This window comes from Angustibacter speluncae (genome assembly GCF_054777815.1).
In genome coordinates this window covers 1-24,436 of sequence record NZ_BAAHAF010000075.1, presented here as the reverse complement: position 1 = coordinate 24,436, position 24,436 = coordinate 1, and the positions used below count along the sequence as shown (strand labels likewise).

The following is a 24,436-nucleotide window of genomic DNA, read 5'->3' as shown; positions in this document are numbered from 1 at the left end:
GCGGTGACCGCCGCGCTGGCGGTCCTGACCGGCGTGCTGCTGCCGGCCGTCCCGGCGCCGCGGGTGCCCGCCAGGGCCGCCGACCCCGTGGGGCTGGCCGCGTGAGCAGCGCGCCGCGCCTGGAGATCGACCTGTCGTCGGGGGTCCCGCCGTTCGAGCAGATCCGCGCCCAGGTGGCCGGGCACGTCGCGGCCGGCACGCTGCGCGAGGGCGACCGGCTGCCCACGGTGCGCGCGCTCGCGGCCGACCTCGGCGTCGCCGCCGGGACGGTGGCGCGGGCCTACCGCGAGCTCGAGGCGGAGGGGCTGGTCGAGGGCCGTCGGCGGGCGGGCACCGTCGTCACCGGTTCGCGGCCTCCGATCGCCCCCGACGTGACCCGGGCGGCCGAGGCGCTGGTGCGGGTGGCCGACCGCGACGGGCTAGGCGAGGCGGCGCTGCTCGAACTCGTCGCAGGGCTGCTGCGGGCGGCCAGAGCCTGACCCTGCTCTCGTGGTGCACGTCGACGCGACTGACGTCGAACGCTTGTAAAATCGGTTGTGGTCGAACACTTGTTCGACTACGATGGTTGCATGACCTCGGCGGTGGTGTTCGCACCCGTCCCGCAGCACCCGGTGCTGGCGGGTGCCGAGGCGGTGCACGCGCTGCTCGACGGGTTGCTGGCCGGTCCGGTCGACGGGGTCGACCACGAGGCGGCGATCACCGGGTGGACGCGGGTGGCGCGCCGGGTCGAGGCGCTGCGACTGAGGCTGGTGTCGGCCGCCGACGGCGCGGGCGTCGCGACCGACCTGGGGCTGACGGGCACCGACGCCTGGCTGGCCGCGCGCACCCGCACCGACCGGGCCTCGGCGGTCGGCACGCTGCGACTGGCTGGTGCGCTGGAGGAGCCGTCGTCGGTCACGTCGGTCGCGGTCTGCGCGGGCGAGGTCTCGACCGAGCACGCCCGGGTGGTGGTCGACACCCTCGCGCAGCTGCCCGCCTCGGTGACACCCGAGCAGCGGGACGTGGTCGAGAGGCATCTGGTCGAGCAGGCCCGCGAGGTCGCGCCCGCCCGGCTGCGGCGGCTCGCCCGACGCGCGCTCGCAGCCGTGGAGCCCGATCCGGTCGTGGTCGACGCCCACGAGGACGCCCTGCTGCGCACGGAGGAGGACTCCGCGCACGACCGCGCCCGGCTGACCCTGCACGACAATGACGACGGCACCGTCAGCGGCCACTTCACCGTGCCGAGCCTGGCGGGGAGCATCCTGCGCAAGGTCGTCGACGCGATGACCGCACCCCGGCGGGCCCGCCCCGGAGTGCTCACCGGCGCGATGCGCTTCGACCGCGAGCACCGCGCCCGGCTGGCCGGGCAGGCCTTCACCGAGCTGCTCGAGCACCTGCCCACCGACCGCGTGCACGGCAAGGTCGCCGCCACCGTCGTCGTCACCCTCGACCACGACACCCTCGTCGGCGCCGTGCGCGCCGCCGGTCTCGACACCGGCGACCGGCTCACCGCGGGCGAGGCCCGCCGGCTCGCCTGCGGCGCAGGCCTGCTGCCCGTCGTGCTGGGCGGAGCCTCCCAGGTCCTGGACGCCGGACGCACCCAGCGGCTGTTCACCCAGACCCAGCGCACCGTGCTCGCCACCCGGCACCACACGTGCGCCGCCGACGGATGCGACCGCCCTTACGCCTGGTGCGAGCTGCACCGCAAGCCCTGGTCGGCCGGTGGGGGCACCGACCTCGCCGATGCCGTGCCGCTGTGCGGGTTCCACCACCGCCGCGTCCACGACCGCGGGTACGAGCACCGGTTCCGGTCCGACGGGTCCGTCACTTTCCACCGGCGGACGTAGACCGGACGGTGGCGCTACAGCTCCAGACCCACCAGCACCGGCTCGTTCTCGAGCTCGATGCCGAACCGGTCGCGGACGCCGTCGCGCACCTCGCGGGCGAGGGCGAGCACGTCGGCGGCGGTCGCGCCACCGCGGTTGGTGAGGGCGAGCGTGTGCTTGGTCGACAGCGACGCGGCGCCGGGCAGGCCGTGGCCGCGGTCGAAGCCGGCGTGCTGGATCAGCCACGCCGCGCTGGTCTTCACCCGCCCGTCGGTCGCGGGGAACCGCGGCGCGCCCTCGGGCAGCGAGAACGACTCCGGCAGCACGGGATTGGTGAAGAACGAGCCGGCGCTCCAGGTGTCGTGGTCGGCGGCGTCGAGCACCATGCCCTTGCCGCGGCGCAGGCCGAGCACGGCCTCGCGCACGTCGGCCGCCGGTGCGCGCTGCCCGACCTCGACGCCGAGGGCGCGGGCGAGCTCGGCGTAGGCGACGGGCGCACCGAGGTCGCCCAGGGGCAGCTGGAACGTCACGTCGAGCACCACGTGACGTCCGGGGTCGGCCTTGAAGCGCGACCAGCGGTAGGCGAACCCGCAGTCGGCGGCGGCGAAGGTGCGCACGCCGCGCAGCACCCGGTCGAGGACGCGGACGCGCGCGACGGTCTGGGCCACCTCCTGGCCGTAGGCGCCGACGTTCTGGATCGGCGTCGCACCGGTCGAGCCCGGGATGCCGGACAGCGCCTCGACGCCGCTCCACCCCTCGGCCACGGCGCGCGCGACCAGGTCGTCCCACGGCTCCCCCGCGGCGACGGTGACGGTGGCGCCCGAGCAGGCGTCGGCCGACTCGACCCGCACGCCGCGGCTGCGCACCAGCACGACGGTGCCGGCGAAGCCCTCGTCGGCGACCAGGAGGTTCGATCCGCCGGCCACCAGCAGCACCGGCTCGCCGGCCGCGTCGGCGGCGGTCACCGCCTCGACGAGCGAGGCCTCGTCGTGCGCCTCGACCAGCCGGGCGGCGGGACCGCCGACCCGCAGCGTGGTCAGCTCGGCGAGCGTGGGCGTGGCGGGCACCCGGTCAGGCTACTGACGCGGCCGCGCGCTCCTTCGCCTCGGCCTCCGAGCCGGGCAGCGGCTTGGTGGCCGGGACGACCAGCAGCGCCGGGATGGTGAGCGCCACGACGACGAACAGCGACTGCAGCACGCCGTAGTGGTCACCGAGGAAGCCCAGCAGGGGCGGGCCGGCGAGGAACGCGCAGTACCCGATCGAGGCCACCACCGAGACGCGGGCGGCGGCGTGCTTGGCGTCGTCCGCGGCGGCGCTCATGCCGACCGGGAAGCCGAGGGAGGCGCCGACGCCCCACAGCAGCGCGCCGGCGAACGCGGCGACCAGGCCGATCGCAGGTCCGAGGATCACCAGCAGCGCGCCGACGGCGGCCAGCGCGAAGGCGGCCCACAGCACCTTGACCCGGCCGTACCGGTCGAGCCAGGCGGTGCCCAGCACGCGGCCGATGGTCATCGCCGTGACGAACGCGGCGAACCCGAGGACGCCGACCCACGACTCGGTGCCGTAGCCGTCGCGGATGGCGACCGACAGCCAGTCGTTCGCGCTGCCCTCGGTGAAGGCGGCGGCGAGCACGACGACGCCGACGAGCAGCGTGCGGGGCTCCTTGAAGTACGACAGCGGGTGGCGGCGGGCGGCGTGCTCCTCCGACCCCTCCTCGACCTGCACGTGCGGCAGGAACCGGCGCACCGCCCACGCCACGACGACGAGAGCCAGCACCGAGGCGAGCACCAGGTGCAGGACCACCGGGACCCGCGCCCACGAGGCCAGCGCCCCGAGGCCCGCGGCGCCGACCGTGCCGATGCTGAAACCCGCGTGGTAGTGCGGCATCACGGTGCGACCGAGGTGGCGCTCCACGTCGGCGCCCTCGACGTTCATCGCGACGTCCCAGCTGCCGACGCCGAGCCCGCCGAGGAAGAGCCCCGCGGCGACCAGCGGGATCGAGCCGGCAGCGGTGCCGGTGCCCGCGATCGTGAAGCCGATCGCGACCAGGACGGTGCCGCCGAGCACGGTGCGGGCGACGCCGAGCCGCTGCACCACCCAGCCGGCCGACGGCAGCGCGAGCACCGAGCCGGCGCTCATCGCGATCAGGACGAGCCCGAGCCGCGACGGGGTGAGCTCCAGGGCGTCCTTGACGTCGGGGATGCGCGACGCCCAGGTGGCGAAGGTGACGCCCGCCATGACGAACGCCGCCATCACCGACAGGTGCGCGGCACGCACCTGCGGGGTGGGCTGCACCTTCGTCCGAGCGGCCTGCCCGCTGCCGTTCGCACCTGCCACCTCGACCCCGTCCTCCCGGCGCCCTGGAGGCGCCCGTCCCTGCGTCGAATCGTTTCGGTCGAAACGATTCGCTAGTGTGCTCCCCGTGCGTCCCACCGGTCAAGTCACGCTGAAGCAGGTCGCCGAGCGCGCCGGCGTCTCGCTGTCGACCGCGTCGGTGGTGTTCAGCGGCACCCGCCCGGTCACCGACGCGACCCGCGAGCGCGTCGTCGCCGCGGCGGCCGACCTGGGCTGGACCGGGCCCAACCCGCTGGCCCGCTCGCTGCGCCAGGGCCGCACCGGCGTGGTGGGCGTCGTGCTGTCCGAGCGCCTGCTCTACGCCTTCCGCGACCCGTACTCCGCCGCGGTGCTCGACGGCCTCGCCTCGGCGCTCGACGAGTCGGCGTCGTCGATGCTGCTGCTCCCCCGCCCGCCCGCCGGCGAGCCGGTCGAGGACGACGTGCTGGTGCAGCGGGTCGCCGCCGTCGACGGCGTCGTGATCGCCGGCTGCGGGCTCGCCGACGACCCGGTCGTCGCGCACCTGCACGCCCGCGGCGTGCCCATGGTCGGCACCGGCGGCGCCCCGGACGACCGGCTGGTCCGCGTCGTCGTCCCCGACCGGGCGGCGTGCGCCGAGCTGGCGCGGCACCTGCGCGACCTCGGCCACCACCGGGTGGCCGTGCTGACCTTCCCGCTCGACCTCGACGGCGGCTCCGGCCCGGTGCCGCCCGAGCGGCTGCAGGCGGCCCGCGTCACCGAGGCCCGCGAGCGCGCGCTCGGCGTCCAGGACGTGCTCGGCGAGGTGCCCGTGCTGGAGGTGCGCTCGAACTCGGAGGCGGACGCCCGCGACGCCGCGCTCACCCTGCTCGACGTCGACCCCGCGCGCAGGCCGACGGCGATCGTGGCGGGCAGCGACGTGCTCGCGCTCGGCGTGCTCGCGGCCGCCGAGCAGCTGGGCCTGCGCGTCCCGGACGACCTCAGCGTCACCGGGTTCGACGGCATCGCCCAGCCGTGGGGGCAGCGGCTCACGACCGTCGTGCAGCCCGGCGCCGAGAAGGGCCGGGTGGCGGGCGAGCTGCTGAACACGCTGCTCGCCGGCGGCGAGGTGGCCGACGTCGAGCTCGCGGCGACCGTCCGGCTGGGCGAGACTACCGGCCCCGCACCCGCCTGAGCCGAGGCGTCAGGCCGGCAGCCGCACCACCGCGCGGGCCTTGCCGAGCACGCCCACGCCGTCGCAGGTGGTGGTGAGGTCGATGCGGGCCGTGCCCGCCTCGGCGTCGAGCACCGCGACGGTGCCGACCACCTCGACCACGGCCTGCCCGGGGTCGGGCACGACCACCGGCTTGGTGAACCGCACCCCGTAGTCGAGGACGGCCGCGGGGTCACCGGCCCAGTCGACGACCGGTTGCACGGCGCGGGCCATCGTGAGCATCCCGTGCGCGATCACGTCGGGCAGGCCGACCTCGCGGGCCACCCGCTCGCTCCAGTGGATGACGTTGAAGTCGCCGCTGGCACCGGCGTACCGCACCATGTCGGCCCGCTCGATCGTCGTCCGCCAGCGCACGACCTCCTGGCCCACCTCGAGCGAGCCGAGCGTGGGGCCGGTCACGACTCGCCCCGCACGACGATCGTCGAGGTCGCGGTGCACACGGCCTCGCCGTCCTCGGTGGTGAGCTCGGTGCGGGTGGTGACCATCGCGTGCCCGCCGGCGGAGCGGACGCCGTCGACGTGGAGCGTCGCGAGGAGCCGGTCGCCCGCGACGATCGGGCGGTGGTGGACGAAGCGCTGCTCGCCGTGCACCACCCGGCTGAAGTCGATGCCCGCCTCGGGGTCGCGCACCAGCCGGGCGTCGCTGCGCTGGGCGGGGATGATCGCGAAGGTCGGCGGGGCCACGACGTCGCGGTGACCGAGCGCGCGGGCGGCCTCGGGGTCGACGTGCGCGGGGTGCGGGGGCTGCCCGCCCGCGGCCGACTCGGCGAACTCGCGGATCTTCTCGCGGCTCACCTCGTACACGCCCTCGGGCGGGTAGACCCGCCCGGCGAAGTCTGGGTTCACGGCCATGGCGCCAAACCTACTGCCGGACGCACGAGAGCCGCCCCCGGCAGCGGGGACGGCTCAGGTGGTGGACCCGCGGTGCGGGCCGGAGGCTGCGGTCAGCGGGTCTCGCGGTGCACCGTGTGGCGGCCGTCGCGGGGGCAGAACTTCTTCATCTCCAGGCGGTCGGGGTTGTTCCGACGGTTCTTCCGGGTGATGTAGTTGCGCTCCTTGCAGTCCACGCAGGCCAGCGTGATCTTGGGGCGGACGTCGGCGCTCTTGCTGGCCACGGGACAGCCTTCTCTCGCGGTAGGAACGGTGCTTCGGTGGTCGGAGGGCGCGCACGGGGCGCACCGACCGTCCAGGGTACCTGCCGGACGAGCACGGAGTCGAATCCGTGCCGACCGGCGTGGTAGCGGGAGCGGGACTTGAACCCGCGACACAGCGATTATGAGCCGCTTGCTCTACCGGACTGAGCTATCCCGCCGCGGCCCTGGCAGCGGCCCGTGCGGGCCGCGTCCAGCGTCCGAGAGCCCCTTTACGGAATCGAACCGTAGACCTTCTCCTTACCATGGAGACGCTCTGCCGACTGAGCTAAAGGGGCGGTGCGTCGGCAAGGGTACATGGCCGCGGACGGGCCCGCGAAATCGGATCCGGCAGGCCGCGCCGGGCCCGGTTCTGCCCGTCCGTCCACAGGGACGCGCACCCGCCGGCACCGCCGTGGCCCTACCCTGGTGCCGGCGGACGAGGGGTCCGTCCCAGGGGGGAAGCGGGTCCGGCCGACCGGCCTTCCAGGGGGAGCACAGGCCGGCAGCACGCCTTCCGAGAGGGATCCACCCGTGAGCGACCCGAACACCCCGAACCAGGACCCGCAGCAGGGCTCCTCCGACCAGCCGTCGTACGGGCAGCAGCCGACCTACGGCGAGCAGCCGACCTACGGCCAGCAGCCCTCGTACGGGCAGCAGCAGCCCTCCTACGGCCAGCAGCCCACCTACGGCCAGCAGCCCGACCAGCAGTCCGGCCAGCAGTCCGGCCAGCAGTCCGGCCAGCAGTCCGGCTCGGACATGTTCACCAAGCCGGCCGACCAGCAGCAGGGCACCGGCCAGGGCTACGACCAGCCGTCCTACGGGCAGCAGGCCTACGGCCAGCAGGACCAGACCGCCGCCTACGGCCAGCAGGGCTACGGCCAGCAGGGCTACGACCAGCAGGGGTACGGCCAGCAGCAGGGCTACGGCCAGTCGACCGACCAGGGCGGCTACGGCAGCACCGCCGCCTACGGCGCGGCCGCCGGTGGCGCCGCGTACGGCGCGACCTCCACGTACCCGCAGGCCGGCTACGGCAACTACGCCACCCCGGGCAGCGGCGGCCCCGGCAAGGGCCTGGCGATCGCGGCGCTCGTCGTCGGCATCATCGCCCTGCTCGGGTCGTGGATCCCCTTCGGCGGCTGGTTCTTCGCCTTCCTCGGTCTGGTCGCGATCGTCCTCGGCATCGTCGGGGTCGTGCAGGCCAACAAGGGCCGCGCGGGCGGCAAGGGCCTGGCGGTCGTCGGCGCGGTCCTCGGCGCCGTCTCGATCATCGTGTCGATCCTGGTGACGGTTTTCGTCGTCCTGGCGATCAACGAGGCCTCGAACCAGGCGTCCGAGTCGCTGGAGTCCCTGGAGTCGCTGTCGACCGACATCGGCGGGTTCGAGACCGACACCGAGACGATCCTGGCCGAGAACCTCGACGTCACCTTCGGCGAGCTCGAGGTCACCGGCGACCCGGAGTTCCCCGACACCCGCATGGACGTCACGCTCACCAACAAGGGCGACGTCGCGGCCGAGTTCACCCTCGACGTCGCGGGCGTCGTGGGCGGCGAGCAGGTCGAGACCGACTACCTGTTCAGCGAGGTCATCCAGCCCGGCGAGTCCGTGGTGCTCGACGGCTTTACGCTGGTGTTCGAGCCGCAGAACCTCGAGGGCGCGACCTACGAGGTCACCGGCGCCACCATGTACACCCAGCCCTGACCGGCTGACCCCCGGGTGATCCCGGGGACGACGAAGGGCGCCCCGCTCGTGCGGGGCGCCCTTCGTGCTGTGGCAGCTGTTGGATTCGAACCAACGTAGGCTAAGCCGACGGATTTACAGTCCGCTCCCATTGGCCACTCGGGCAAGCTGCCGTGCTCGCGGCGAGGCGAGCGGATGGAAGGATAGCAAGCCCGGCGCGGTGCCCGGAAACGGCATCAGCGCGCACCCCGAGAGGAGCACCGATGGCCGCCGACTCGTCGTTCGACGTGGTGAGCAAGGTCGACCGCCAGGAGGTCGACAACGCCGTGAACCAGGCCTCCAAGGAGGTCGCGCAGCGGTACGACTTCAAGAACGTGGGCGCCTCCGTGGGGTGGAGCGGCGACACCATCGTCATCACCGCGAACTCCGAGGAGCGCGTCGCCGCGGTGCTCGACGTGCTGCAGACCAAGCTGGTGAAGCGCGGCGTCTCGCTGAAGGTGCTCGACACCGGTGAGACCAAGGCGTCCGGCAAGGAGTACCGCCAGGTCTCGGCCCTCAAGGAGGGTCTCGACCAGGACAACGCGAAGAAGATCTCCAAGCTCATCCGGGACGAGGGCCCGAAGGGCGTCAAGGCCCAGATCCAGGGCGACGAGCTGCGGGTGAGCGCGAAGAGCCGCGACGACCTGCAGGCGGTCATCGCGCTGCTGAAGGGCAGCGACCTCGACGTCGCGCTGCAGTTCGTCAACTACCGCTGAGCACCTCGCGCAGGCGGGCGGCGAACTCGTCCGGCTTGCCGGACATGCCGTACTCGCCGCCGAGGAAGCCACCGTGGTCGCTCGGGAACGCGGTCACCGGTTCGCCGAGGCGGGCGGCGACGCCCGCGCTGCCGCGGGCGGCCAGCGTGGCGCCGGACTCCTCGCCGGCGGCGACGACCACGCGGGTCGGCGCAGCCGCGACGGCGTCGAGATCGGCGGTGTACAGGCAGCAGCCGCGCAGGTTCTGGGCCATCAGGGAGTCGTCGCGCGAGCCGTCGTCGTCGGCGGGCATCCCGAACGCCTCCGGTCCCGGTGCGGGCCGGTCGAGGTAGTCGGCGGGCAGGACGCCGTCGTGCGAGGTGAGCGCGATGAACTTCGCCATCGCCGTGCCCATGCCCTGCGCGTGGTAGGTGCGGTGCATGTCCTCGACGACCGCGGCCGCGACCTCGCGGTCCTCGAGCACCTCGACCAGCGGGGGCTCGTGGGCGACGAGGGTGCGCACGTCGCCGGGGTGGGTGGCGACCCAGGCGAGCGCGTTGACGGCACCGCCGCTGCTGGCGAACACGTCGACCGGGCCGACCCCGAGCGCCTCGACGACGGCGTGCAGGTCGACGACGTGGTCGTCCGGGGTCTGCTCCAGGGTGGGGTCGGGCCGGGTGCTGCGGCCGGTGCCGCGCGGGTCGTAGGTGACGACCGGTCGGTCCGCGAAGTGGCCGGCGAGCGTCCCGAACCCGGTGGCGTCCATCGGCGAGCCGATGAGGAACAGCGGGGTGGTGCCCGACGACAGGTCGCCGTGGACGTCGTAGGTGACGGTCGCGCCGGGCACCTCGAGCGTGCGGGTGTCGACGGCGGCTGCCGTGCCGGTCTCGGTCATGGTCGGCTCCTCGGGCCCGGTGGGGCCGGCCGGCCCCGCTCCACCATCAGACCGCGGTCCGGCCCGGAACTCATCGCCCGTCCGGACGACCCGCGGCTCCGAACCCCGGTCGTGCTCCCCCGCCGGTGGTTCCTGCGCGTCGCCGCGGCCGCGCCCCTGCTGGCCGCGGCCGGGTGCGGCGCGTCGGCCGGGCGGCGTGAGAGCGTCGAGGGCGTGACGACCTCGGAGCACCGCTACGGCGACGACGAGATCCAGGTGGCCGACCTGCTGCTGCCGGCCGACCCCGCCGGCGCGGCCGTGGTGGTGCTGGTGCACGGCGGGTTCTGGTCGTCGGCGTACGACCGCTCGCTCGAGGTCGACGTGGCGGCCGACCTGGTGTCGGCGGGGTACGCGGTGTGGAACCTCGACTACCGCTCGGTCGGCAACGGGGGCGGGTTCCCCACGACCTTCGACGACGTGGCCGCCGGGATCGACCTGCTCGCGCAGGTCGGTCCGGGGCACGACCTCGACCTCGACCGCGTCGCCGTCGTCGGCCACTCGGCGGGCGGCCACCTCGCGCTCTGGGCCGCGGCGCGGCACCTGCTGCCGGCCGGCGCGGCGGGCGCCGGCCCGGGGGTGCGGCCGTCCGCCGCGGTGAGCCAGGCGGGGGTGAACGACCTGGTCACCGCGCACGCCGACCGGCTCGGGTCGGGTGCGGTGGCCGCGTTCCTCGGCACCGGCGAGGGACCGCTGCCCGACGACGTGGTGGCGGTGACCTCGCCGGCGGCGCTGCTGCCCACCGGGGTGCCGACGCTGGTCGTGACGGGCGACCGGGACGACCGGGTGCCCGCCTCGCAGAGCGAGCGCTACGCCGAGGCCGCCCGCGCGGCGGGCGACGACGTGGCGCTCGAGGTGGTCACCGGCGAGGGCCACTTCGAGCACCTCGACCCCGCGAGCGGGGTCTGGGCGGTCACCCGCGCGTGGCTGGACGCCCGTCTGCGGCCCTGACCGCGGGGGCGTCCGGGCGCGGCAGCAGGGTCAGCGCCAGCCAGACGAGCACGACCAGGCCGACCACGCTCACCAGCCAGGTCGGACGGGTGCCGACGCCGAGCTCGACCGCCCACTGCAGGGCGCAGAGCAGCAGGCCGGCCAGCGTCACCGCCGAGGTGCGGCCGGCGAGCCACGCCGGGCGCCACCAGGTGAGCACGCCGGCGACGAGCAGCAGGAGGGCGTCGAGCAGCACGACCACCGCGCCGCCCGTCCCGGGCCCGGGGCGGCCACCCAGCCACGACACCGCGGCCCACGCCGCCGGGACGGCGGCCAGGACCAGGACGGCGCCGGCGACCGACTCCGCCGCGCGCAGGGGTGCACGTTCCACGCGCGGCACACTGCCACGCCGCGCGGCCGGTGTCAGCGACCGACCGGTGGTGGCCAGGCGGGCGAGAGGGTGACGACGTCGCCGACCACGACCACCGCGGGCGCGCGGACGCCGACCGCGGCCGCCAGGTCGGCGATCTCGTCGAGGCGGCCGGTGGTGACGCGCTGGCCCTCGCCGTAGCCGTCCTCGACGACCGCCACCGGGGTGGCGGGGTCGCACCCCGCGGCGACGAGCGTCGCGCACGAGCGCGGCAGCGCGGTGACCGCCATCAGCAGCACGAGCGTGTGGTCGCCGGCGGTCGGCACGGCGCCGAGGTCGTCGTGGCCCGTGAGGACGGTGAACCCGCGGGCGAGCCCGCGGTGGGTCACCGGGATCCCGGCGGCAGCCGGCACCGAGACGGCGCTGGTGACGCCGGGCACGACCTCGACGGGCACGCCGGCCGCCTCGCACGCCAGCACCTCCTCCCCGCCGCGCCCGAGCACGAACGGGTCGCCGCCCTTGAGCCGCACGACGCCCCTGCCGGCGAGGGCGTGCCGCACCAGCTCGGCCTCGATCTCGTGCTGCGGCCAGGGGTGGTGCCCGGCGGTCTTGCCGACGTCGACCACCAGCACGTCCGGGTCGAGGTCGTCGAGCGCGCCGCGGGCGCCGAGCCGGTCGACCACGACGACGTCGGCGGCGGCGAGCAGGGTGCGGCCGCGGGTGGTGAGCAGGTCGGTGGGCCCGGGCCCGCCTCCGACGAGGGCGACCCACCCCGTGCCCTGCCGCGGACGGTGGGTCCGCAGCGGCAGCGAGCCGTCCTCGAGGCCGCGTGCCACGGCGTCGCGCACCGCCTGCGCGCGCCGCGGGTCGCGGTGGCCGTTCACCGCGACGGTGACCGGCCCGTCGGGCGTGCGGACGCGTGCGACGGCGGGCACCTGGGCGCTGCCCGCGCCCGCCCCCGCGTCGACGCAGAGCACCCGCAGCGCCTCCGCGTCGGCGCGCACCCGGGCGTCGACGTCGGCGTCGCCGGTCGCGGTGTGCACCAGCCACGCACCGTCGAGGTCGTCCGGGCCGGCGTACTCGCGCTGGTGACAGGTGATCTCGCCGGAGGAGACGAGCTCGACGAGCGGTTCGCACGCCCACGGCGCGACCACGACGACGTCGGCGCCGGCCTCGACGAGGCCGCGGGTGCGCCGGGCGGCGACCGGTCCGCCGCCGACGACGACGACGCGTCGACCGGCGAGGTCGAGCAGGAGCGGGTAGGCGTCCATCAGATGTTGTGGATCCCGCACTCGTTCTTGTCGAAGCCCGCCCAGCGACCCGAGCGGGCGTCCTCGCCGGTGCCGACGCGGCGGGTGCACGGCGCGCACCCGATCGACGGGTACCCCTGGGACAGCAGCGGGTTCAGCGGCACGTCGTTGTCCCAGACGTAGGTCTCCAGGTCGTCCTGGGTCCACGTGGCGAGCGGGTTCACCTTCACCAGCGCGTTCTTCGCGTCCCAGTGCACGGTGGCGGTGTCCTTGCGCAGCGGCGAGTCCTCGCGGCGCAGCCCGGTGGCCCACGCCTCGTAGCGGGTCAGCGCCTGCTTGAGGGGTGCGACCTTGCGCATCTCGCAGCACTGCACGGGGTCCCAGCTGTGCATGCGGTCGCCGAACTCGGCGTCCTGCTCGGCGACGGTGCGGCGCGGCGTCACGTCGACGACGGTGAGCGGCAGGCGGCGGGCCACCTCGTCGCGCGTCGCGATCGTCTCGGGGAAGTGGTAGCCGGTGTCGATGAAGAGCACCTCGACGCCGGGCATCACCGTCGAGACCATGTGCGGCAGCACGGCTTCGGCCATGCTGCACGCGACGGCGAGGCGCGGGCCGAACTGCTCGACGGCCCACTCGACGATCTTCTCGGCCGACGCGTCGGCGAGCCTGCGCTCTCCCTCGAGGGCGAGGGCACGCAGCTCGGCGACCGGACGCAGGTCGGTGGCCACGGCGGTCACCGCAGGGCCTCCTCGTCGGCGCGGTGGGCCCACCCGGTGAACGCCTCGCCCGGCTCGCGGTCGTCGAGGAAGCGTCGCACCACGCGCTCGACGTAGTCGGGCAGCTCGTCCGCGGTGACCTTGAGGCCGCGGACGGTGCGCCCGAGCCCGGCCTCGTCGTGCTCGACCGACGCCAGGCCGCCGCCGAGGTGCACCTGGAAGCCGGGCACCTGCTCGCCGTCCGGGCCGGCCACGAGCTGGCCCTTCAGACCGATGTCGGCGGTCTGGATGCGGGCGCACGAGTTCGGGCACCCGTTGACGTGCAAGGAGATGGGCTGGTCGAGCTCGACGCCGGCGAGCCGCTCCTCGAGCCGGGTCACCGTCTCGGCGGCGGTCGCCTTGGTCTCGACGATCGCGAGCTTGCAGTACTCGATGCCGGTGCAGGCGATGGTCGAGCGGCGGAACGGGCTGGGGTCGGTGCGCAGCCCGAGCTCGGCGAGGCCGGCGACGAGGTCGTCGACGCGGGAGGGGTCGACGTCCAGCACGACCAGCTTCTGGTGCGGCGTTAGCCGCACCCGCCGCGAGCCCGCGGCCTCGGCCAGGTCGGCGAGGCGGGCGAGGGTCGTGCCGCTGACGCGGCCGACGGTGGGCGCCGCACCGACGTAGAGCAGCCCGTCCTTCTGGGTGTGCACGCCGACGTGGTCACCGGGGGTGGTGGGGGCGGCCGGCGGCGGGCCGTCGGCCAGCGCGTACCCGAGGTACTCGTCCTGGAGCACCTGACGGAACTTCTCCGGTCCCCAGTCGGCGAGCAGGAACTTCAGCCGCGCCTTGTTGCGCAGCCGCCGGTAGCCGTAGTCGCGGAACACCTGCACCACGCCGTGCCAGACGTCGGCCGCCTGCTCGGCGGTGACGAACGCGCCGAGCCGCTCGGCGAGGCGGGGGTTGGTCGACAGCCCGCCGCCGACCCACAGGTCGAAGCCCGGGCCGAGGTCGGGGTGCACGACGCCGACCAGCGAGATGTCGTTGATCTCGTGCACGACGTCGAGGCTGGGGTGCCCCGACACGGCGGACTTGAACTTGCGCGGCAGGTTCGACAGCTCGGGGTCGCCGATGAACCGACGGACGATCTCGTCGATCACCGGTGTGGGATCGATGATCTCGTCGGCGGCGATGCCGGCCAGCGGCGAGCCGAGCACCACGCGGGGGGTGTCGCCGCAGGCCTCGGTGGTCTGCAGGCCCACTGCCTCGAGCCGGCGCCAGATCTCGGGGACGTCCTCGATGCGCACCCAGTGCAGCTGCACGTTCTGCCGGTCGGTGATGTCGGCCGTGTCGCGCGCGAGCTCGGTGGAGATCTCGGCGACCACGCGCAGCTGCTCGGTGCTGAGGGCGCCGCCGTCGATGCGGACGCGGAGCATGAAGTACTCGTCCTCGAGCTCGTGCGGCTCGAGCTGGGCGGTGCGACCGCCGTCGATGCCGGGCTTGCGCTGGGTGTAGAGCCCCCACCAGCGCAGCCGTCCGTGCAGGTCGTCGTCCGAGATGGAGGCGAAGCCCTGCTTGCTGTAGACGGTCTCGACGCGCTCGCGGACGTTGAGCCCGTCGTCGGCCGTCTTGAAGACCTCGTTGGCGTTGAGGTCCTGCCGGCCGTCGACCTTCCACTGGCCGTGCGAGCGCGACCGCGTGGGTCGCTCGGACGTGGGACGGCCTGGCGGGCGCCGGGTCTCGGCGGCGCCGGGATCCGTCGTGGTGCTGCTCATGGTCGCGGGACCTCCGCGGGGTCGGGGGGCGCGCGGGAGGGGACCGCGCGCAGGGGTCGTCTGCGGGTGCCCGGAGGGGTCGTGGTCGACCGGTGCCGGTGCGGCTGCAGGGAGCCTCAGGCGCGACAGGCCGCGGAGTGCACGCGCAGCAGGTCGACGTGACGACGCGTCACGAGACGGGTGCTGCGGGCGGAGACCACCTCACGAGGCTACGCCCCGTCCACGGGCCGGGCGGTCGGCGCCCGCGATGTGAGACGTCCGTCTCACGGAGCGTCAGGCGGCGGGAGGACGCCCCGCCATCGCCTGCAGCCGCGCGATCCGGTCGGCCATCGGCGGGTGGCTGGCGAACAACCGGCTCACGCCGCGGGCGCTGAACGGGTTGGCGATCATCAGGTGGCTGGTGTTCACCAGGTCGCGCTGCGGCGGCAGAGGCCGCATCGCGGTGCCCCGGTCGAGCTTGGCCAGCGCCGACGCCAGCGCCAGCGGGTCGTCGGTGAGGCGGGCGCCGTCCTCGTCGGCGTCGTACTCCCGGGTGCGGCTGACCGCCATCTGCACGACGCCCGCCGCGAGCGGCCCGAACAGGCTGACCGCGATCGCGCCGATCGGGTTCGGCCGGCGGGAGTCCCCGCCACCGAAGTACATCGCGCCGTAGGCGAGGAACGTGATGACGGACGCCGCCGACGCCGCGACCGACGAGGTGAGGATGTCGCGGTTGTAGACGTGCTGGAGCTCGTGGCCCAGCACGCCGCGCAGCTCGCGCTCGTCGAGCAGGCCGAGGATGCCCTCGGTGCAGCAGACCGCCGCCCGGCGCGGGCTGCGTCCGGTGGCGAACGCGTTCGGGGCGTCGGTGGGCGACACGAACAGCCTCGGCACCGGCTGGTTCGCGCGCTGCGCGAGCTCGCGGACGATCGCGTGCATCGCCGGCTGCTGCTGCTCGGTGACGGGGTACGCGCGCATCGCCCGCAGCGCCAGGGTGTCGGAGCGGAACCAGGTGATGCCGTTGGTGACCAGCGCGATCGCGAGCCCGATGGCGAGCGCCGTGGGGTTGCGGCCGAACAGCAGCCAGCTGGTGCCCATCACGAGCGCGCCGAGGCCGCCGAGCAGGACGGCGGTCTTCAGGCCGTTGACGTGGCGGTGCACGCCGACGATCGTCCCAGCCCTACAGGGTGTGCACGAGTCCGCGGACGAGGTCGGCCGTGGCCCGGTCGGGCGCCACGACGAGGCCGCCGAGGGGCAGCTCGCGCGGGTCGTAGGGGCCGCCGGCGAAGGTGAGCACCGCTCCCCCGGCCTCGGTGACGAGCAGCGACCCGGGGGCGTGGTCCCACGGCAGGCCGCGGCGGAACGTGCCCTGCGGCGAGACGCCGCGGTACACGATGTAGTCGGCGCGGCCCTCGGCCAGGCGCGGGTAGTCGACCCCGCACGAGACCCAGGTGAGCCCCATCGCCGGCAGGTCGCCGAGCGAGCGGCCGACCCACGCGCGGTTCGAGGTGGTGCCGCGCAGCGGCGCTCCCTCGGCGGGCGGCGTGGTGGTGAGCCGCTCGCCGTCGCGGTACGCACCGGCGCCGCGCTCGGCCACGTACGCGAGCCGGTGCTGCGGCTGCCAGATCCAGCTGCGGACCACGGTCCCGGCACGCAGCTCGCTCACCATCACCGCGTGGTCGGGCGAGCCGTGCACGAAGTTCCTGGTGCCGTCGACGGGGTCGACGGTGAAGGCGTGCTCGGCCGCCGCGAACCGCTCGAGCAGCCGGGGGTCGGCCGACGCGGCCTCCTCCCCCAGCACGAGGGCGTCGGGGTGGGCGGCGGTGAGCGCGCGGGTGAGCAGCTCCTCGGCCTCGCGGTCGGCGACCGTCACCAGGTCGCCGGGGTTCTTCTCGTGCACCTCGCCGTCGTCGAGGGAGCGGAACCGCGGCTCGACCACCCGGGCCGAGACGTCCTGCACCAGCGCGAGCACCTCGTCGGTCTGCATGCCGGACGCCATGCGACGAACCTACCGACCCGCGGCGGCTCCGCCCGGGGAGCCCTTGACCTCGCACTTGCTTTTTGCAAGTGTTCTCGCATGAGCCTCTTCGTCACCTGCCCGGTCGAGAGCGTCGAGCGCGCCACCGCCTTCTACACCGCCCTCGGCTGGACGCTGAACGCCGAGATGTCCGACCACAACGTGTCGTGCTTCGCGATCGCACCCGAGCAGTACGTCATGCTCGGCAGCCGCGAGATGTACGCGAGCGTGGGTGGCGTCGAGGAGCTGGTCGGCGGACCCGGCACCCCGTCCAAGGTCACCGTGTCGTTCGACCTCGCCAGCCGCGAGGCGGTCGACGAGCTCGTCGAGCGCGCCGGCGCGGCCGGTGGCCGGGTCGGCGACACCGACGACTACCCGTTCATGTACCAGCGCCAGTTCGACGACCCGGACGGCTACCACTACTCGCCGTTCTGGATGAAGCCGGACGGCGCACCGACCGCGTGAGCGACCTGGCCGCGGCGCTCGACGTCGTCGGCAGGCGGTGGGCGCTGCTCGTGGTGGAGCGGCTGCTCGACGGGCCGCAGCGCTACGGCGACCTGCAGCGCGACCTGGGCGCGCCGACCAACGTCCTCGCCACCCGGCTGCGCGAGCTCGAGGCCGCCGGCGTCCTGCGCCGGCTCCCGCTGCACCACAACACCCGGGCCTACGCGCTCACAGACCGCGGCCTCGCTCTGCGCGAGGCGGTCGCCGCGCTCGGGCGGTGGGGTGCCGAGGGCTAGGCGCTCTGCGCCCCCGGGTCGGCCAGCACGTCGCGCCAGGAGTGCTGCGGCTCGAAACCGACCAGCCGGCGGGCCTTGTCGATCGAGTAGAACGTCTCGTCGCGACCCATCTCGCGCCGCACCGGGACGCCCTCGTAGAAGCGCTCGCACACCTCGTCCGTCGTGAGCGCCACCGACAGGTCGGCGTTCGCGACGTTGAACACCTCGTAGCCCAGGCCGTCGACCTGCAGGCACCGCTCGACCATCCGGCCGAGGTCGCGCACGTCGATGTAGGCGAACACGTTGCGTCGCCGCAGCGAGGCGTCCTCGAGGAACGCCGGGAAGCTCTCGGCGTACTCGTGCGGCTCGATCACGTTGTTGATCCGCAGGCCGTAGACGTCGGCGCCGGAGCGCGCCTGGAACGAGCGCGCGGTCACCTCGTTCGCCACCTTCGCCATCGCGTACGAGTCCTCCGGGACGGTCGGGTGCTCCTCGTCGACCGGCACGTACTGCGGCCTGCGCTCGCCCTGGGCGAAGCAGATGCCGTACGTGGTCTCGGACGAGGCGAACACCACCTTGCGGACGCCGAGCCGGGTCGCGGCCTCGAGCACGTTGTAGGTGCTCAGCACGTTCGTCGCGTAGGTCGTCGCGTCGGGGGCGATCAGGATCGCGGGCAGCGCGGCGAAGTGCACGACCGCGTCGTAGGAGGGCTTCGCGGGGAGGTCGAGCTCGTCGAACCGCGCGAGCCCCGCGACCGCCGAGTACACCTGGCCGGTGTCGGTGAGGTCGACCCGCAGGTCCGCGACGTCCGGGTGGCCCAGCGGCACGAGGTCGGCGTTCGTGACCTGGTGGCCGAGCCCGGCCAGGTGGGCGACCACGTGCTGCCCGGCCTTGCCGCTGCCGCCGGTGAAGAAGATGCGCATGACCCCGATGCAACCAGGCGCACGTCCCGTCCACGACCCGGAGGGCTACCGGGCGGCGGGGACCCCGTACCGGGCCACCAGGTGCCACAACCGCTTCACCGTCTGCGGGTCGTGCCCCGCCGCGGCCGCGAGACCGACCACCCGGGCGTCGAGCCGGCCGTCGGCGGCGACCGCGACCCCGAGCGCCACCGGCTCCGGGCCGCGGTACGCCTCGTGCCGCACGAGCTCGGCGACCGCGAGGACGCGGCCGGGCGTCCACCGCACCGGCGGACCGAGGCGCCGTGCCGCGTCCTCGACCGCGGAACCCGCGAACGACGGGTCCAGCACGACCTCCTGGACGTCGCGGTCGAGCCGCACGCCCCCGTGCACGTGCGCCTCGACGTAGTGGTCGAGCGGGTCCGGGGAGTGCTCGCGCGCCACGCCCGCCACCGACCCCGTCCGGTCGTGGACGCCGAACCGCTGCGGCTCGAACACGCTGTCGGGGTGGCAGAAGGTGCTGCGCGGCAACGTGTCCGGTGCCAACCGCAGGAACGACGAGCCGAACCGCGGGCACGCGCCGTACGGCGAGCGGTCGACGTCGAGCCCGCCGTAGACGGGCCGCGTCGCGGCCGGTCCGTGGTCGTAGGCGCCGCCGAAGATCCTGCTCTCCCAGCGCCACCGGTCGCCGCCCTCGTGCGCGGTGAGGCCGCCGTTGCTCGTCCCGGTCTCGAACTGGCTGCGGTACAGGCCGTCCCGCGCCAGCGCCTCGACCACCGTCGCACCGCCGGGTCCGACCCGGTCGGGGTGGAACGCGAGCGTGACCGTCCACGAGGGGTCCGCCGGGCCGCCGGTCGACAGCGCGCGCACGTGCGCGACGGCCCGGTCGGCCGGCGAGCCGGTCACGACAGCAGCATCAGCCCGGGCACCAGGCTGAACGCGACCAGCAGGACGCCCGAGAACCCGAGCGCCGCCCCCTCGGCCGGACGCACCGACCAGGTGACCGGCTGCTCCCCCTCGACGGGAGCGAGCAGCAGCAGGGCCGTCCAGCGCAGGTAGTACGCGAGGCCGAGCGCCACGTTCACCGCAGCACCGACCGCGAGCCACCAGGTGCCGGCCTCGGCGACCGGCGCGAGCGCGGCCAGCTTGGCGACCAGGCCCGCGACGCCGGGCGGCAGCCCCGCCAGGCTGAGCAGGGCGAGCCCGAGCAGGACGGCCGCGACCGGCTCGCGGCGCGCGAGACCGCGGTGGCCGGCGAGCAGGTGCGAGGCGCCCGCGACGTGGTGGCGCGTGACCAGCACGACCACGGCGAACGCCACGGCGGTCGCCGTCCCGTACGCCAGCAGGTAGAGCGCGGCGGCACCGACGCGCTCGTCGCGGGTGCCGGCGCCGACCAGCGGCAGCAGCACCCACCCGGCCTGCGCGACGGTCGACCACGCGAGCAGCCGCACGGCCGAGGTCTGCACGAGCGCGACCAGGTTGCCGACCGTCATCGTGGCCAGCACGAGCACGCCGAGCCACGGCGCCCACGACGCCGACGCCCCGGGGAGCCCGACCACCAGCACGAGCGCGATCGCCGACAGCCCGGCGACCTTCGACACGGTCGACAGCAGCGCCGCCACCGGGACGGGCGAGCCCGCGTAGACGTCGGGCACCCAGAGGCCGAACGGCAGCGCGGCGACCTTGTAACCCGCTCCGGCGACCACCAGGGCGGCACCGAGCACCACCAGCGGGGTGCCCGCGCCGCCGGCGGTCGCCGCGGCGAGCCCGGTGAGCGCGAGCGTGCCGGTGCCCGCGTAGAGCATCGCGACGCCGAGCACGAGCAGCCCGAACGAGGTGACCGACACCAGCACGAGCTTCGTCGCGGCCTCGGCGCCGACCGCGTCGCGGCGCAGCGCGACGAGCCCGACGACCGGCAGCGACGCCGTCTCGAGGGCGACGACCAGGGTGGCCAGGTCGCGCGCGCCGGCCAGGGCGAGCGCCCCGGTGACCGTGGCGAGCACGAGCGCGTGGTGCTCGGCGCGGGTGCCCCGGCCGGACGCACCCGGCCCGTCGAGCGCGAGCAGCAGCACGGCGAGCGCGGTCACCACGACGACGACCTGCAGCGCGACGGTGAGCGGGTCGACGACGAACGAGCACTGCCGCGCCGCCCCGGCGCCGCCCGCGGCGCAGAAGGTGGCCCGCACCGGGCCGGCGCCCGCGAGCGCGACCGCGGCACCGGAGGCGAGGAGGCCGAGGAGCGCGACGACGTCGAGCACCAGCCGGGTGCCGGGGCGCGCGGCCTGCACGAGCAGCAGCACGAGCACCGTCGCGGACGCGACGAGCACCGGGGCGACGGCGACCGCGTCGACCTGCTGGACGCTCACCCGCCACCCCCGAGCAGCAGCCGGACCGCCGGGCCGGTGACCGACAGCAGCAGCCACGGCAGCACGCCGAGCGCGACGCTGCCGACGGCGAGCGGCGCCACCAGCAGCTGCTCGCGCCGGTGCAGGTCGTCGAGGGCGGGGAGCGACGGCTCGCGCGGACCGTGCCAGACCAGGTACAGCACCCGCAGCAGGTAGGCGGCGGCGAGCGCGGTGCCGAGCGCCGACAGCGCGGCGACCCAGCGCGCGGTGCCGCCGAGCGCCGCGCCGCCCGTCCACGCCCCGACGACCGCGAGCAGCTCGCCCCAGAACCCGGCCAGGCCCGGGAGGCCGAGTCCGGCCGCGCTGGCGAGCGCGAGCACCCAGCCGAGCCGCGGGGCGCGGTCGCGCAGCCCGGCGCCGAGCGCGTGCAGGTCGGCGGTGTGCGTGCGGTGCTTCAGCATCCCGACGAGCAGGAACAGCAGGCCGGTGACGACGCCGTGCGCGACCCCGCCGAACAGCGCGCCCTGCAGCCCCTGCGGCGTGCCCGAGGCGACACCGACCACCACGAACCCCATGTGCGCCACGGACGAGAAGGCCACGAGCCGCTTGAGGTCGCGCTCGACGAGGCACACCAGGCCGCCCCAGAGGATGCCGACGACGCCGAGCGCCGCGAGCGGCACCGCCCACCGGTCGAGGCCGTCGGGCACGAGCCCTGCGACGAGTCGCACCAGGCCGTAGCTGCCGAGCTTGAGCAGCACGCCCGCGAGGAGCACCGACCCGACGGTCGGGGCGATCGTGTGGGCCGGCGGCAGCCACGAGTGCAGCGGCCACACCGGCACCTTCACGCCGAGCCCGACGAGCAGCAGCAGGGCGACGGCGGCCTGGGTCGGCGCGTCGAGCTGCGGCGCGGTGCGCGCGAGGACGACCAGGTCGGTGCTGCCGGCGCGGGTGGCGAGCACGAGCAGCCCCACGAGCAGCACGGCCGACCCGGCGACGGTGTAGAGCACGAAGCGGCTGGCCGCGGCGTCGCGGGCCCGGTGGCCGTCGCGCTGCCCGGCCCGGGCCGTGGTGTCGCCGAACCGGGCCACGACGAACCACATCGGCACCAGCACGGCCTCGAAGCCGACGAAGAACACGACCAGGTCGCGCGCGGTGAAGGTGGCGACCGCGCCGGCGGTCACGAGCAGCAGGCAGCCGAGCAGTGCGGGCGAGGGTGCGTCCGCACCCTCGTCGCGGCCGTCGGTCGTCCAGGCGAGGTAGAGGACGCACAGCAGCGCCAGCGCGGTGCTCAGCACCACCAGCGGGGCGGTGATGCCGTCCCAGCCGAGGTGCAGGCGGCTGCCGAGCACGCCCGCCCAGGGCAGGTCGAGCGAGACCGAGTCGGCCGCCTGCCGCCAGGGCGGGTCGGTCAGGAGCAGGGCGAGGGACGCCAGCGCCGACGCGCCGGCGGCGAGCGTCGCGGCGGCCAGCGCGGTACGGGGCGAGCGGCGCAGCAGCAGGCAGGCGAGGGCGCCGAGCAGCGGCGCGAGCCCGCAGGCCGCGAGCAGGGTCTGCCCGGCGCTCACCAGCGACCTCCGGCGAGCACGGCCACCACGCCGAGCAGCACGGCGGCACCGGCGACCCAGGACAGGTAGGTGGTGACGACGCCCGTCTGCAGCCGCCGCAGCGCCGCCGCGCCCCAGCGGGCCGCGGTGGCGGGCGCCTGCACGTAGCCCTCCACGACGTCGCGGTCGAGCACGGCGGTCAGCCGTGCGAGCGCCTGCACGGGCCGCACCACCAGCGCGTGCTGCGCGGCCTGGTAGCCGTAGCCGCGGGCGGCGACGACCTCGGCCCGCGCCGGGACCCGGTCGGCGACGTCGGGGCTGCCCTCGGGGCCGCGGGCCGCGCCGACCAGCAGCCCGACGACGGCGAGGAGCGCGCCGACCACCGCGGTGACGAGCTCGAGCTCGAGGTCGCCCAGGACGGCGCCGCCGAGCAGCGGGAGCGAGGCGACCGCGGCCGTCAGCAGCCCCAGGACGCCCACGGTCGCGCGCATGGTGGTCGGGACGCGGGGTGCGGACGGCTCCTCCGGGGCGCTCGCGGCCTCGCGACGGGCCGCCGCCTGCAGCGCGAGCACCCGCTGCCGCTCGGTGGGGGCGTCGTCCAGGCTGGGGTCGTAGTCGGGGTCGAGCTCGGAGACCAGGCCGAAGTCGTCCTCGTCGTCCTCGTCCGGCACGTGCGACGGCACCGGCGACCAGGGCGCGCGCATCGTGATCGCGAGCAGGCGCCCGGCGTAGGCGCCGGTGAGCAGCGAGGTGAGGCCGACGCCGACCAGCACGGCGGGGCCCACCCAGCCCGGCGCGGCGCCGGGATCGCCGAGCGCGTGCTCGGCGGCGGTGAGCACGCCCTCCTTGGACCAGAACGCGGCGGTCGGCGGCAGCGCGGCGAGGGTCAGCAGCCCGACCACCCAGGCGCCCCCGACGACCGCGTCGCCGCGCCCGGAGGCCCGCAGCCGCGCCAGCGCGGTCGTGCCCGCCCGGTGCGCGAGCGCGCCGGCGGCGAGGAACAGCAGCGACTTGAACGCCGCGTGGGCGGCGAGGTGCGCCACCGCGGCGGCGCGTCCGGCCGAGGTCCCGAGGGCGAGCGCGGCGAGCATGATCGCGACCTGGCTGACGGTCGACCACGCGAGCACCCGCTTGACGTCGTCGACCAGCAGCGCCGCGACGGCGGCGCCGACCATCGTGACGACGGCGACGACCGCGAGCAGGCCGAGCGCCGCTGGCGACCGCAGCAGCAGCACGTCGAACCGCGCCAGGACGACGACGCCGGCCGCGACCATCGTCGCCGCGTGGATGAGCGCCGAGACCGGCGTCGGGCCCTCCATCGCGTCCGGGAGCCAGCCGTGCAGCGGGAACTGGGCCGACTTGCCCATCACCCCGACCACCAGCAGCACCGCCGCGAGCGTCGCCGTGCCCGAAGACAGGTGGGGGACGCGGTCGAGCACGTCGCCGATGCGGCTGGTGCCGGTGGCGGCGTAGAGCACCACGAGGCCGAGCAGGAAGGCGACGTCGCCGAGCCGGGTGACGAGGAACGCCTGCACCGCCGCCCGCCGGGCCGCCGGCCGCTCGCTGTGGTGACCGATGAGCAGGTAGGAGCACAGGCCCATCACCTCCCAGCCGATGAGCAGCAGGAACAGGTCGTCGGCCTGCACCACGGCGAGCATCGCGGCCGTGAACAGCGAGACCGTGGCCGCGTACGCCGGGTACCGGGTCGGTGCGGGGTCGGCCTCGGCCGGGTCCGGCGAGCGGTGCCCGGGCCGCAGGTAGCCCGCCGAGTAGACCTGCACGGCCAGCGCGACCGTGGTCACCGCGACGGCGACCAGGCCGCCGAGCGCGTCGACGCGCAGGTCGAGCCCGATGCGCGCCGCGGACGACGCGGTGCCGGTGTCGACCGGGCCGAGCAGGGTGATGCCGGCGACCTCGGGGAAGCCGTCCCAGGTGGCGACGGCCAGCACGAGCGCCGCGAGCCACGACAGGGCCGCGCCCGTGACGGCGACACCGACGGCGGCGCGGCGGCTGCGGCGTCCGGCCGGCAGGCCGACGAAGGCGGCGATGGTCAGGGCGAGCACCAGCAGGACGGCGGCGTCGAGCAGCCAGTTGGCGAGCGCCCAGCC

25 protein-coding genes and 3 tRNA genes are annotated in these 24,436 nt (G+C 75.3%); 8 read left to right on the top strand and 20 right to left on the bottom strand.

Going from position 1 to position 24,436, the window contains the following annotated elements; genetic code table 11:
- Positions 1-101: 101 nt before the first annotated feature.
- Together ACYVKY_RS09305 and ACYVKY_RS09300 are read left to right on the top strand one after the other, a co-directional pair.
- Positions 102-479 carry a GntR family transcriptional regulator gene (locus ACYVKY_RS09305; protein ID WP_460434694.1) on the top strand — a complete coding sequence of 126 codons (378 nt, stop codon included), beginning with the start codon at positions 102-104 and terminating at the stop codon, positions 477-479.
- 90 nt (positions 480-569) lie between these two features.
- Positions 570-1,826 carry an HNH endonuclease signature motif containing protein gene (locus tag ACYVKY_RS09300; protein ID WP_460434693.1) on the top strand — a complete coding sequence of 419 codons (1,257 nt, stop codon included), beginning with the start codon at positions 570-572 and terminating at the stop codon, positions 1,824-1,826.
- 14 nt (positions 1,827-1,840) lie between these two features.
- Here ACYVKY_RS09300 and ACYVKY_RS09295 read toward each other — a convergent pair whose 3' ends face one another.
- Both ACYVKY_RS09295 and ACYVKY_RS09290 read right to left on the bottom strand, forming a co-directional pair.
- Positions 1,841-2,872 carry a UDP-N-acetylmuramate dehydrogenase gene (locus ACYVKY_RS09295; RefSeq protein ID WP_460434692.1) on the bottom strand — a complete coding sequence of 344 codons (1,032 nt, stop codon included), beginning with the start codon at positions 2,870-2,872 and terminating at the stop codon, positions 1,841-1,843.
- Between the two features lie 4 nt (positions 2,873-2,876).
- Positions 2,877-4,142: an MFS transporter gene (locus tag ACYVKY_RS09290; protein WP_460434691.1), complete on the bottom strand. Its 1,266-nt coding sequence runs from the start codon at positions 4,140-4,142 to the stop codon at positions 2,877-2,879.
- An 85-nt stretch (positions 4,143-4,227) separates the two neighbouring features.
- Between ACYVKY_RS09290 and ACYVKY_RS09285 the strand changes: the two genes are divergently transcribed.
- Positions 4,228-5,292, top strand: a complete 1,065-nt coding sequence (locus ACYVKY_RS09285) for a LacI family DNA-binding transcriptional regulator (protein WP_460434690.1) — start codon at positions 4,228-4,230, stop codon at positions 5,290-5,292.
- Positions 5,293-5,301: 9 nt separating this feature from the next.
- Here ACYVKY_RS09285 and ACYVKY_RS09280 read toward each other — a convergent pair whose 3' ends face one another.
- The 5 genes from ACYVKY_RS09280 to ACYVKY_RS09260 all read right to left on the bottom strand — a co-directional run bounded on the left by ACYVKY_RS09280 (position 5,302) and on the right by ACYVKY_RS09260 (position 6,759).
- Positions 5,302-5,730, bottom strand: coding sequence for a hotdog family protein (locus ACYVKY_RS09280; RefSeq protein ID WP_460434689.1), 429 nt, complete (start codon positions 5,728-5,730; stop codon positions 5,302-5,304).
- Complete coding sequence (locus tag ACYVKY_RS09275; RefSeq protein ID WP_460434688.1) at positions 5,727-6,182, bottom strand: FAS1-like dehydratase domain-containing protein; 456 nt, start codon at positions 6,180-6,182, stop codon at positions 5,727-5,729. The genes ACYVKY_RS09280 and ACYVKY_RS09275 overlap by 4 nt, the downstream gene beginning before the upstream one ends.
- 92 nt (positions 6,183-6,274) lie before the next feature.
- A complete protein-coding gene (rpmG, locus tag ACYVKY_RS09270; RefSeq protein ID WP_460434687.1) occupies positions 6,275-6,445 on the bottom strand; it encodes a 50S ribosomal protein L33 in 171 nt (56 codons plus the stop codon).
- A gap of 120 nt (positions 6,446-6,565) precedes the next feature.
- Positions 6,566-6,642, bottom strand: a tRNA-Met gene (locus ACYVKY_RS09265).
- 44 nt (positions 6,643-6,686) lie between these two features.
- Positions 6,687-6,759, bottom strand: a tRNA-Thr gene (locus ACYVKY_RS09260).
- Between the two features lie 235 nt (positions 6,760-6,994).
- Between ACYVKY_RS09260 and ACYVKY_RS09255 the strand changes: the two genes are divergently transcribed.
- A complete protein-coding gene (locus tag ACYVKY_RS09255) occupies positions 6,995-8,161 on the top strand; it encodes a DUF4190 domain-containing protein (protein ID WP_460434686.1) in 1,167 nt (388 codons plus the stop codon).
- A 70-nt stretch (positions 8,162-8,231) separates the two neighbouring features.
- On the opposite strand, the gene ACYVKY_RS09250 is transcribed toward ACYVKY_RS09255, so the two are convergent.
- Positions 8,232-8,313 (bottom strand) — tRNA-Tyr (locus ACYVKY_RS09250).
- Positions 8,314-8,403: 90 nt separating this feature from the next.
- On the opposite strand from ACYVKY_RS09250, the gene ACYVKY_RS09245 reads away from it, so the two are divergent.
- Positions 8,404-8,895, top strand: a complete 492-nt coding sequence (locus tag ACYVKY_RS09245) for a YajQ family nucleotide-binding protein (RefSeq protein WP_460434685.1) — start codon at positions 8,404-8,406, stop codon at positions 8,893-8,895.
- Here ACYVKY_RS09245 and ACYVKY_RS09240 read toward each other — a convergent pair.
- The gene (locus ACYVKY_RS09240) at positions 8,882-9,769 is read right to left on the bottom strand and encodes an alpha/beta fold hydrolase (RefSeq protein ID WP_460434684.1); all 888 of its coding nucleotides are present in this window, start codon (positions 9,767-9,769) and stop codon (positions 8,882-8,884) included. The two genes, ACYVKY_RS09245 and ACYVKY_RS09240, sit on opposite strands and share 14 nt — an antisense overlap.
- Positions 9,770-9,982: 213 nt before the next feature.
- Between ACYVKY_RS09240 and ACYVKY_RS09235 the strand changes: the two genes are divergently transcribed.
- Positions 9,983-10,756 (top strand): alpha/beta hydrolase family protein, encoded by a 774-nt coding sequence (locus ACYVKY_RS09235; RefSeq protein ID WP_460434683.1) that lies wholly within the window; start codon positions 9,983-9,985, stop codon positions 10,754-10,756.
- Here the strand turns inward: ACYVKY_RS09235 and ACYVKY_RS09230 are convergent.
- The 6 genes from ACYVKY_RS09230 to ACYVKY_RS09205 all read right to left on the bottom strand — a co-directional run bounded on the left by ACYVKY_RS09230 (position 10,719) and on the right by ACYVKY_RS09205 (position 16,803).
- Positions 10,719-11,126, bottom strand: coding sequence for a hypothetical protein (locus ACYVKY_RS09230; protein ID WP_460434682.1), 408 nt, complete (start codon positions 11,124-11,126; stop codon positions 10,719-10,721). The genes ACYVKY_RS09235 and ACYVKY_RS09230 overlap by 38 nt on opposite strands.
- 32 nt (positions 11,127-11,158) lie before the next feature.
- Complete coding sequence (cobA, locus tag ACYVKY_RS09225) at positions 11,159-12,376, bottom strand: siroheme synthase family protein (protein ID WP_460434681.1); 1,218 nt, start codon at positions 12,374-12,376, stop codon at positions 11,159-11,161.
- Positions 12,376-13,092 (bottom strand): adenylyl/phosphoadenylyl-sulfate reductase, encoded by a 717-nt coding sequence (locus ACYVKY_RS09220; protein ID WP_460434680.1) that lies wholly within the window; start codon positions 13,090-13,092, stop codon positions 12,376-12,378. Before ACYVKY_RS09220 ends, cobA begins: the two co-directional genes overlap by 1 nt.
- Positions 13,089-14,825 (bottom strand): nitrite/sulfite reductase, encoded by a 1,737-nt coding sequence (locus ACYVKY_RS09215; RefSeq protein ID WP_460434679.1) that lies wholly within the window; start codon positions 14,823-14,825, stop codon positions 13,089-13,091. Before ACYVKY_RS09215 ends, ACYVKY_RS09220 begins: the two co-directional genes overlap by 4 nt.
- 273 nt (positions 14,826-15,098) lie before the next feature.
- Complete coding sequence (gene htpX, locus ACYVKY_RS09210; protein WP_460434678.1) at positions 15,099-15,965, bottom strand: M48 family metallopeptidase; 867 nt, start codon at positions 15,963-15,965, stop codon at positions 15,099-15,101.
- Positions 15,966-15,984: 19 nt separating this feature from the next.
- On the bottom strand, positions 15,985-16,803 hold the full coding sequence (locus ACYVKY_RS09205; RefSeq protein WP_460434677.1) for an inositol monophosphatase family protein: 819 nt from the start codon (positions 16,801-16,803) through the stop codon (positions 15,985-15,987).
- A 78-nt stretch (positions 16,804-16,881) separates the two neighbouring features.
- Between ACYVKY_RS09205 and ACYVKY_RS09200 the strand changes: the two genes are divergently transcribed.
- Positions 16,882-17,286 carry a VOC family protein gene (locus tag ACYVKY_RS09200; protein WP_460434676.1) on the top strand — a complete coding sequence of 135 codons (405 nt, stop codon included), beginning with the start codon at positions 16,882-16,884 and terminating at the stop codon, positions 17,284-17,286.
- Complete coding sequence (locus ACYVKY_RS09195; protein ID WP_460434675.1) at positions 17,283-17,561, top strand: winged helix-turn-helix transcriptional regulator; 279 nt, start codon at positions 17,283-17,285, stop codon at positions 17,559-17,561. Before ACYVKY_RS09200 ends, ACYVKY_RS09195 begins: the two co-directional genes overlap by 4 nt.
- On the opposite strand, the gene ACYVKY_RS09190 is transcribed toward ACYVKY_RS09195, so the two are convergent.
- The 5 genes from ACYVKY_RS09190 to ACYVKY_RS09170 all read right to left on the bottom strand — a co-directional run.
- Entirely contained in the window at positions 17,558-18,463 is a 906-nt protein-coding gene (locus ACYVKY_RS09190) for an NAD-dependent epimerase/dehydratase family protein (RefSeq protein ID WP_460434674.1), read from the bottom strand. The two genes, ACYVKY_RS09195 and ACYVKY_RS09190, sit on opposite strands and share 4 nt — an antisense overlap.
- A gap of 45 nt (positions 18,464-18,508) precedes the next feature.
- Complete coding sequence (locus ACYVKY_RS09185; protein WP_460434673.1) at positions 18,509-19,345, bottom strand: DUF3626 domain-containing protein; 837 nt, start codon at positions 19,343-19,345, stop codon at positions 18,509-18,511.
- The gene (locus ACYVKY_RS09180; RefSeq protein WP_460434672.1) at positions 19,342-20,805 is read right to left on the bottom strand and encodes an NADH-quinone oxidoreductase subunit N; all 1,464 of its coding nucleotides are present in this window, start codon (positions 20,803-20,805) and stop codon (positions 19,342-19,344) included. Before ACYVKY_RS09180 ends, ACYVKY_RS09185 begins: the two co-directional genes overlap by 4 nt.
- Entirely contained in the window at positions 20,802-22,349 is a 1,548-nt protein-coding gene (locus ACYVKY_RS09175; protein ID WP_460434671.1) for a complex I subunit 4 family protein, read from the bottom strand. The genes ACYVKY_RS09180 and ACYVKY_RS09175 overlap by 4 nt, the downstream gene beginning before the upstream one ends.
- Positions 22,346-24,436: NADH-quinone oxidoreductase subunit 5 family protein (locus ACYVKY_RS09170; RefSeq protein WP_460434670.1), on the bottom strand; the 2,091-nt coding region annotated here is incomplete at its 5' end. The genes ACYVKY_RS09170 and ACYVKY_RS09175, both read right to left, overlap by 4 nt.

Bases quoted from the DNA above. Each gene is read 5' to 3' on its own strand.
- ACYVKY_RS09300 (WP_460434693.1), top strand. From the start codon at position 570: ATGACCTCGGCGGTGGTGTTCGCACCCGTCCCGCAGCACCCGGTGCTG.
- ACYVKY_RS09275 (WP_460434688.1), bottom strand. From the start codon at position 6,182: ATGGCCGTGAACCCAGACTTCGCCGGGCGGGTCTACCCGCCCGAGGGC.
- ACYVKY_RS09245 (WP_460434685.1), top strand. From the start codon at position 8,404: ATGGCCGCCGACTCGTCGTTCGACGTGGTGAGCAAGGTCGACCGCCAG.
- ACYVKY_RS09240 (WP_460434684.1), bottom strand. From the start codon at position 9,769: ATGACCGAGACCGGCACGGCAGCCGCCGTCGACACCCGCACGCTCGAG.
- cobA (WP_460434681.1), bottom strand. From the start codon at position 12,376: ATGGACGCCTACCCGCTCCTGCTCGACCTCGCCGGTCGACGCGTCGTC.
- ACYVKY_RS09215 (WP_460434679.1), bottom strand. From the start codon at position 14,825: ATGAGCAGCACCACGACGGATCCCGGCGCCGCCGAGACCCGGCGCCCG.
- ACYVKY_RS09205 (WP_460434677.1), bottom strand. From the start codon at position 16,803: ATGGCGTCCGGCATGCAGACCGACGAGGTGCTCGCGCTGGTGCAGGAC.
- ACYVKY_RS09200 (WP_460434676.1), top strand. From the start codon at position 16,882: ATGAGCCTCTTCGTCACCTGCCCGGTCGAGAGCGTCGAGCGCGCCACC.
- ACYVKY_RS09190 (WP_460434674.1), bottom strand. From the start codon at position 18,463: ATGCGCATCTTCTTCACCGGCGGCAGCGGCAAGGCCGGGCAGCACGTG.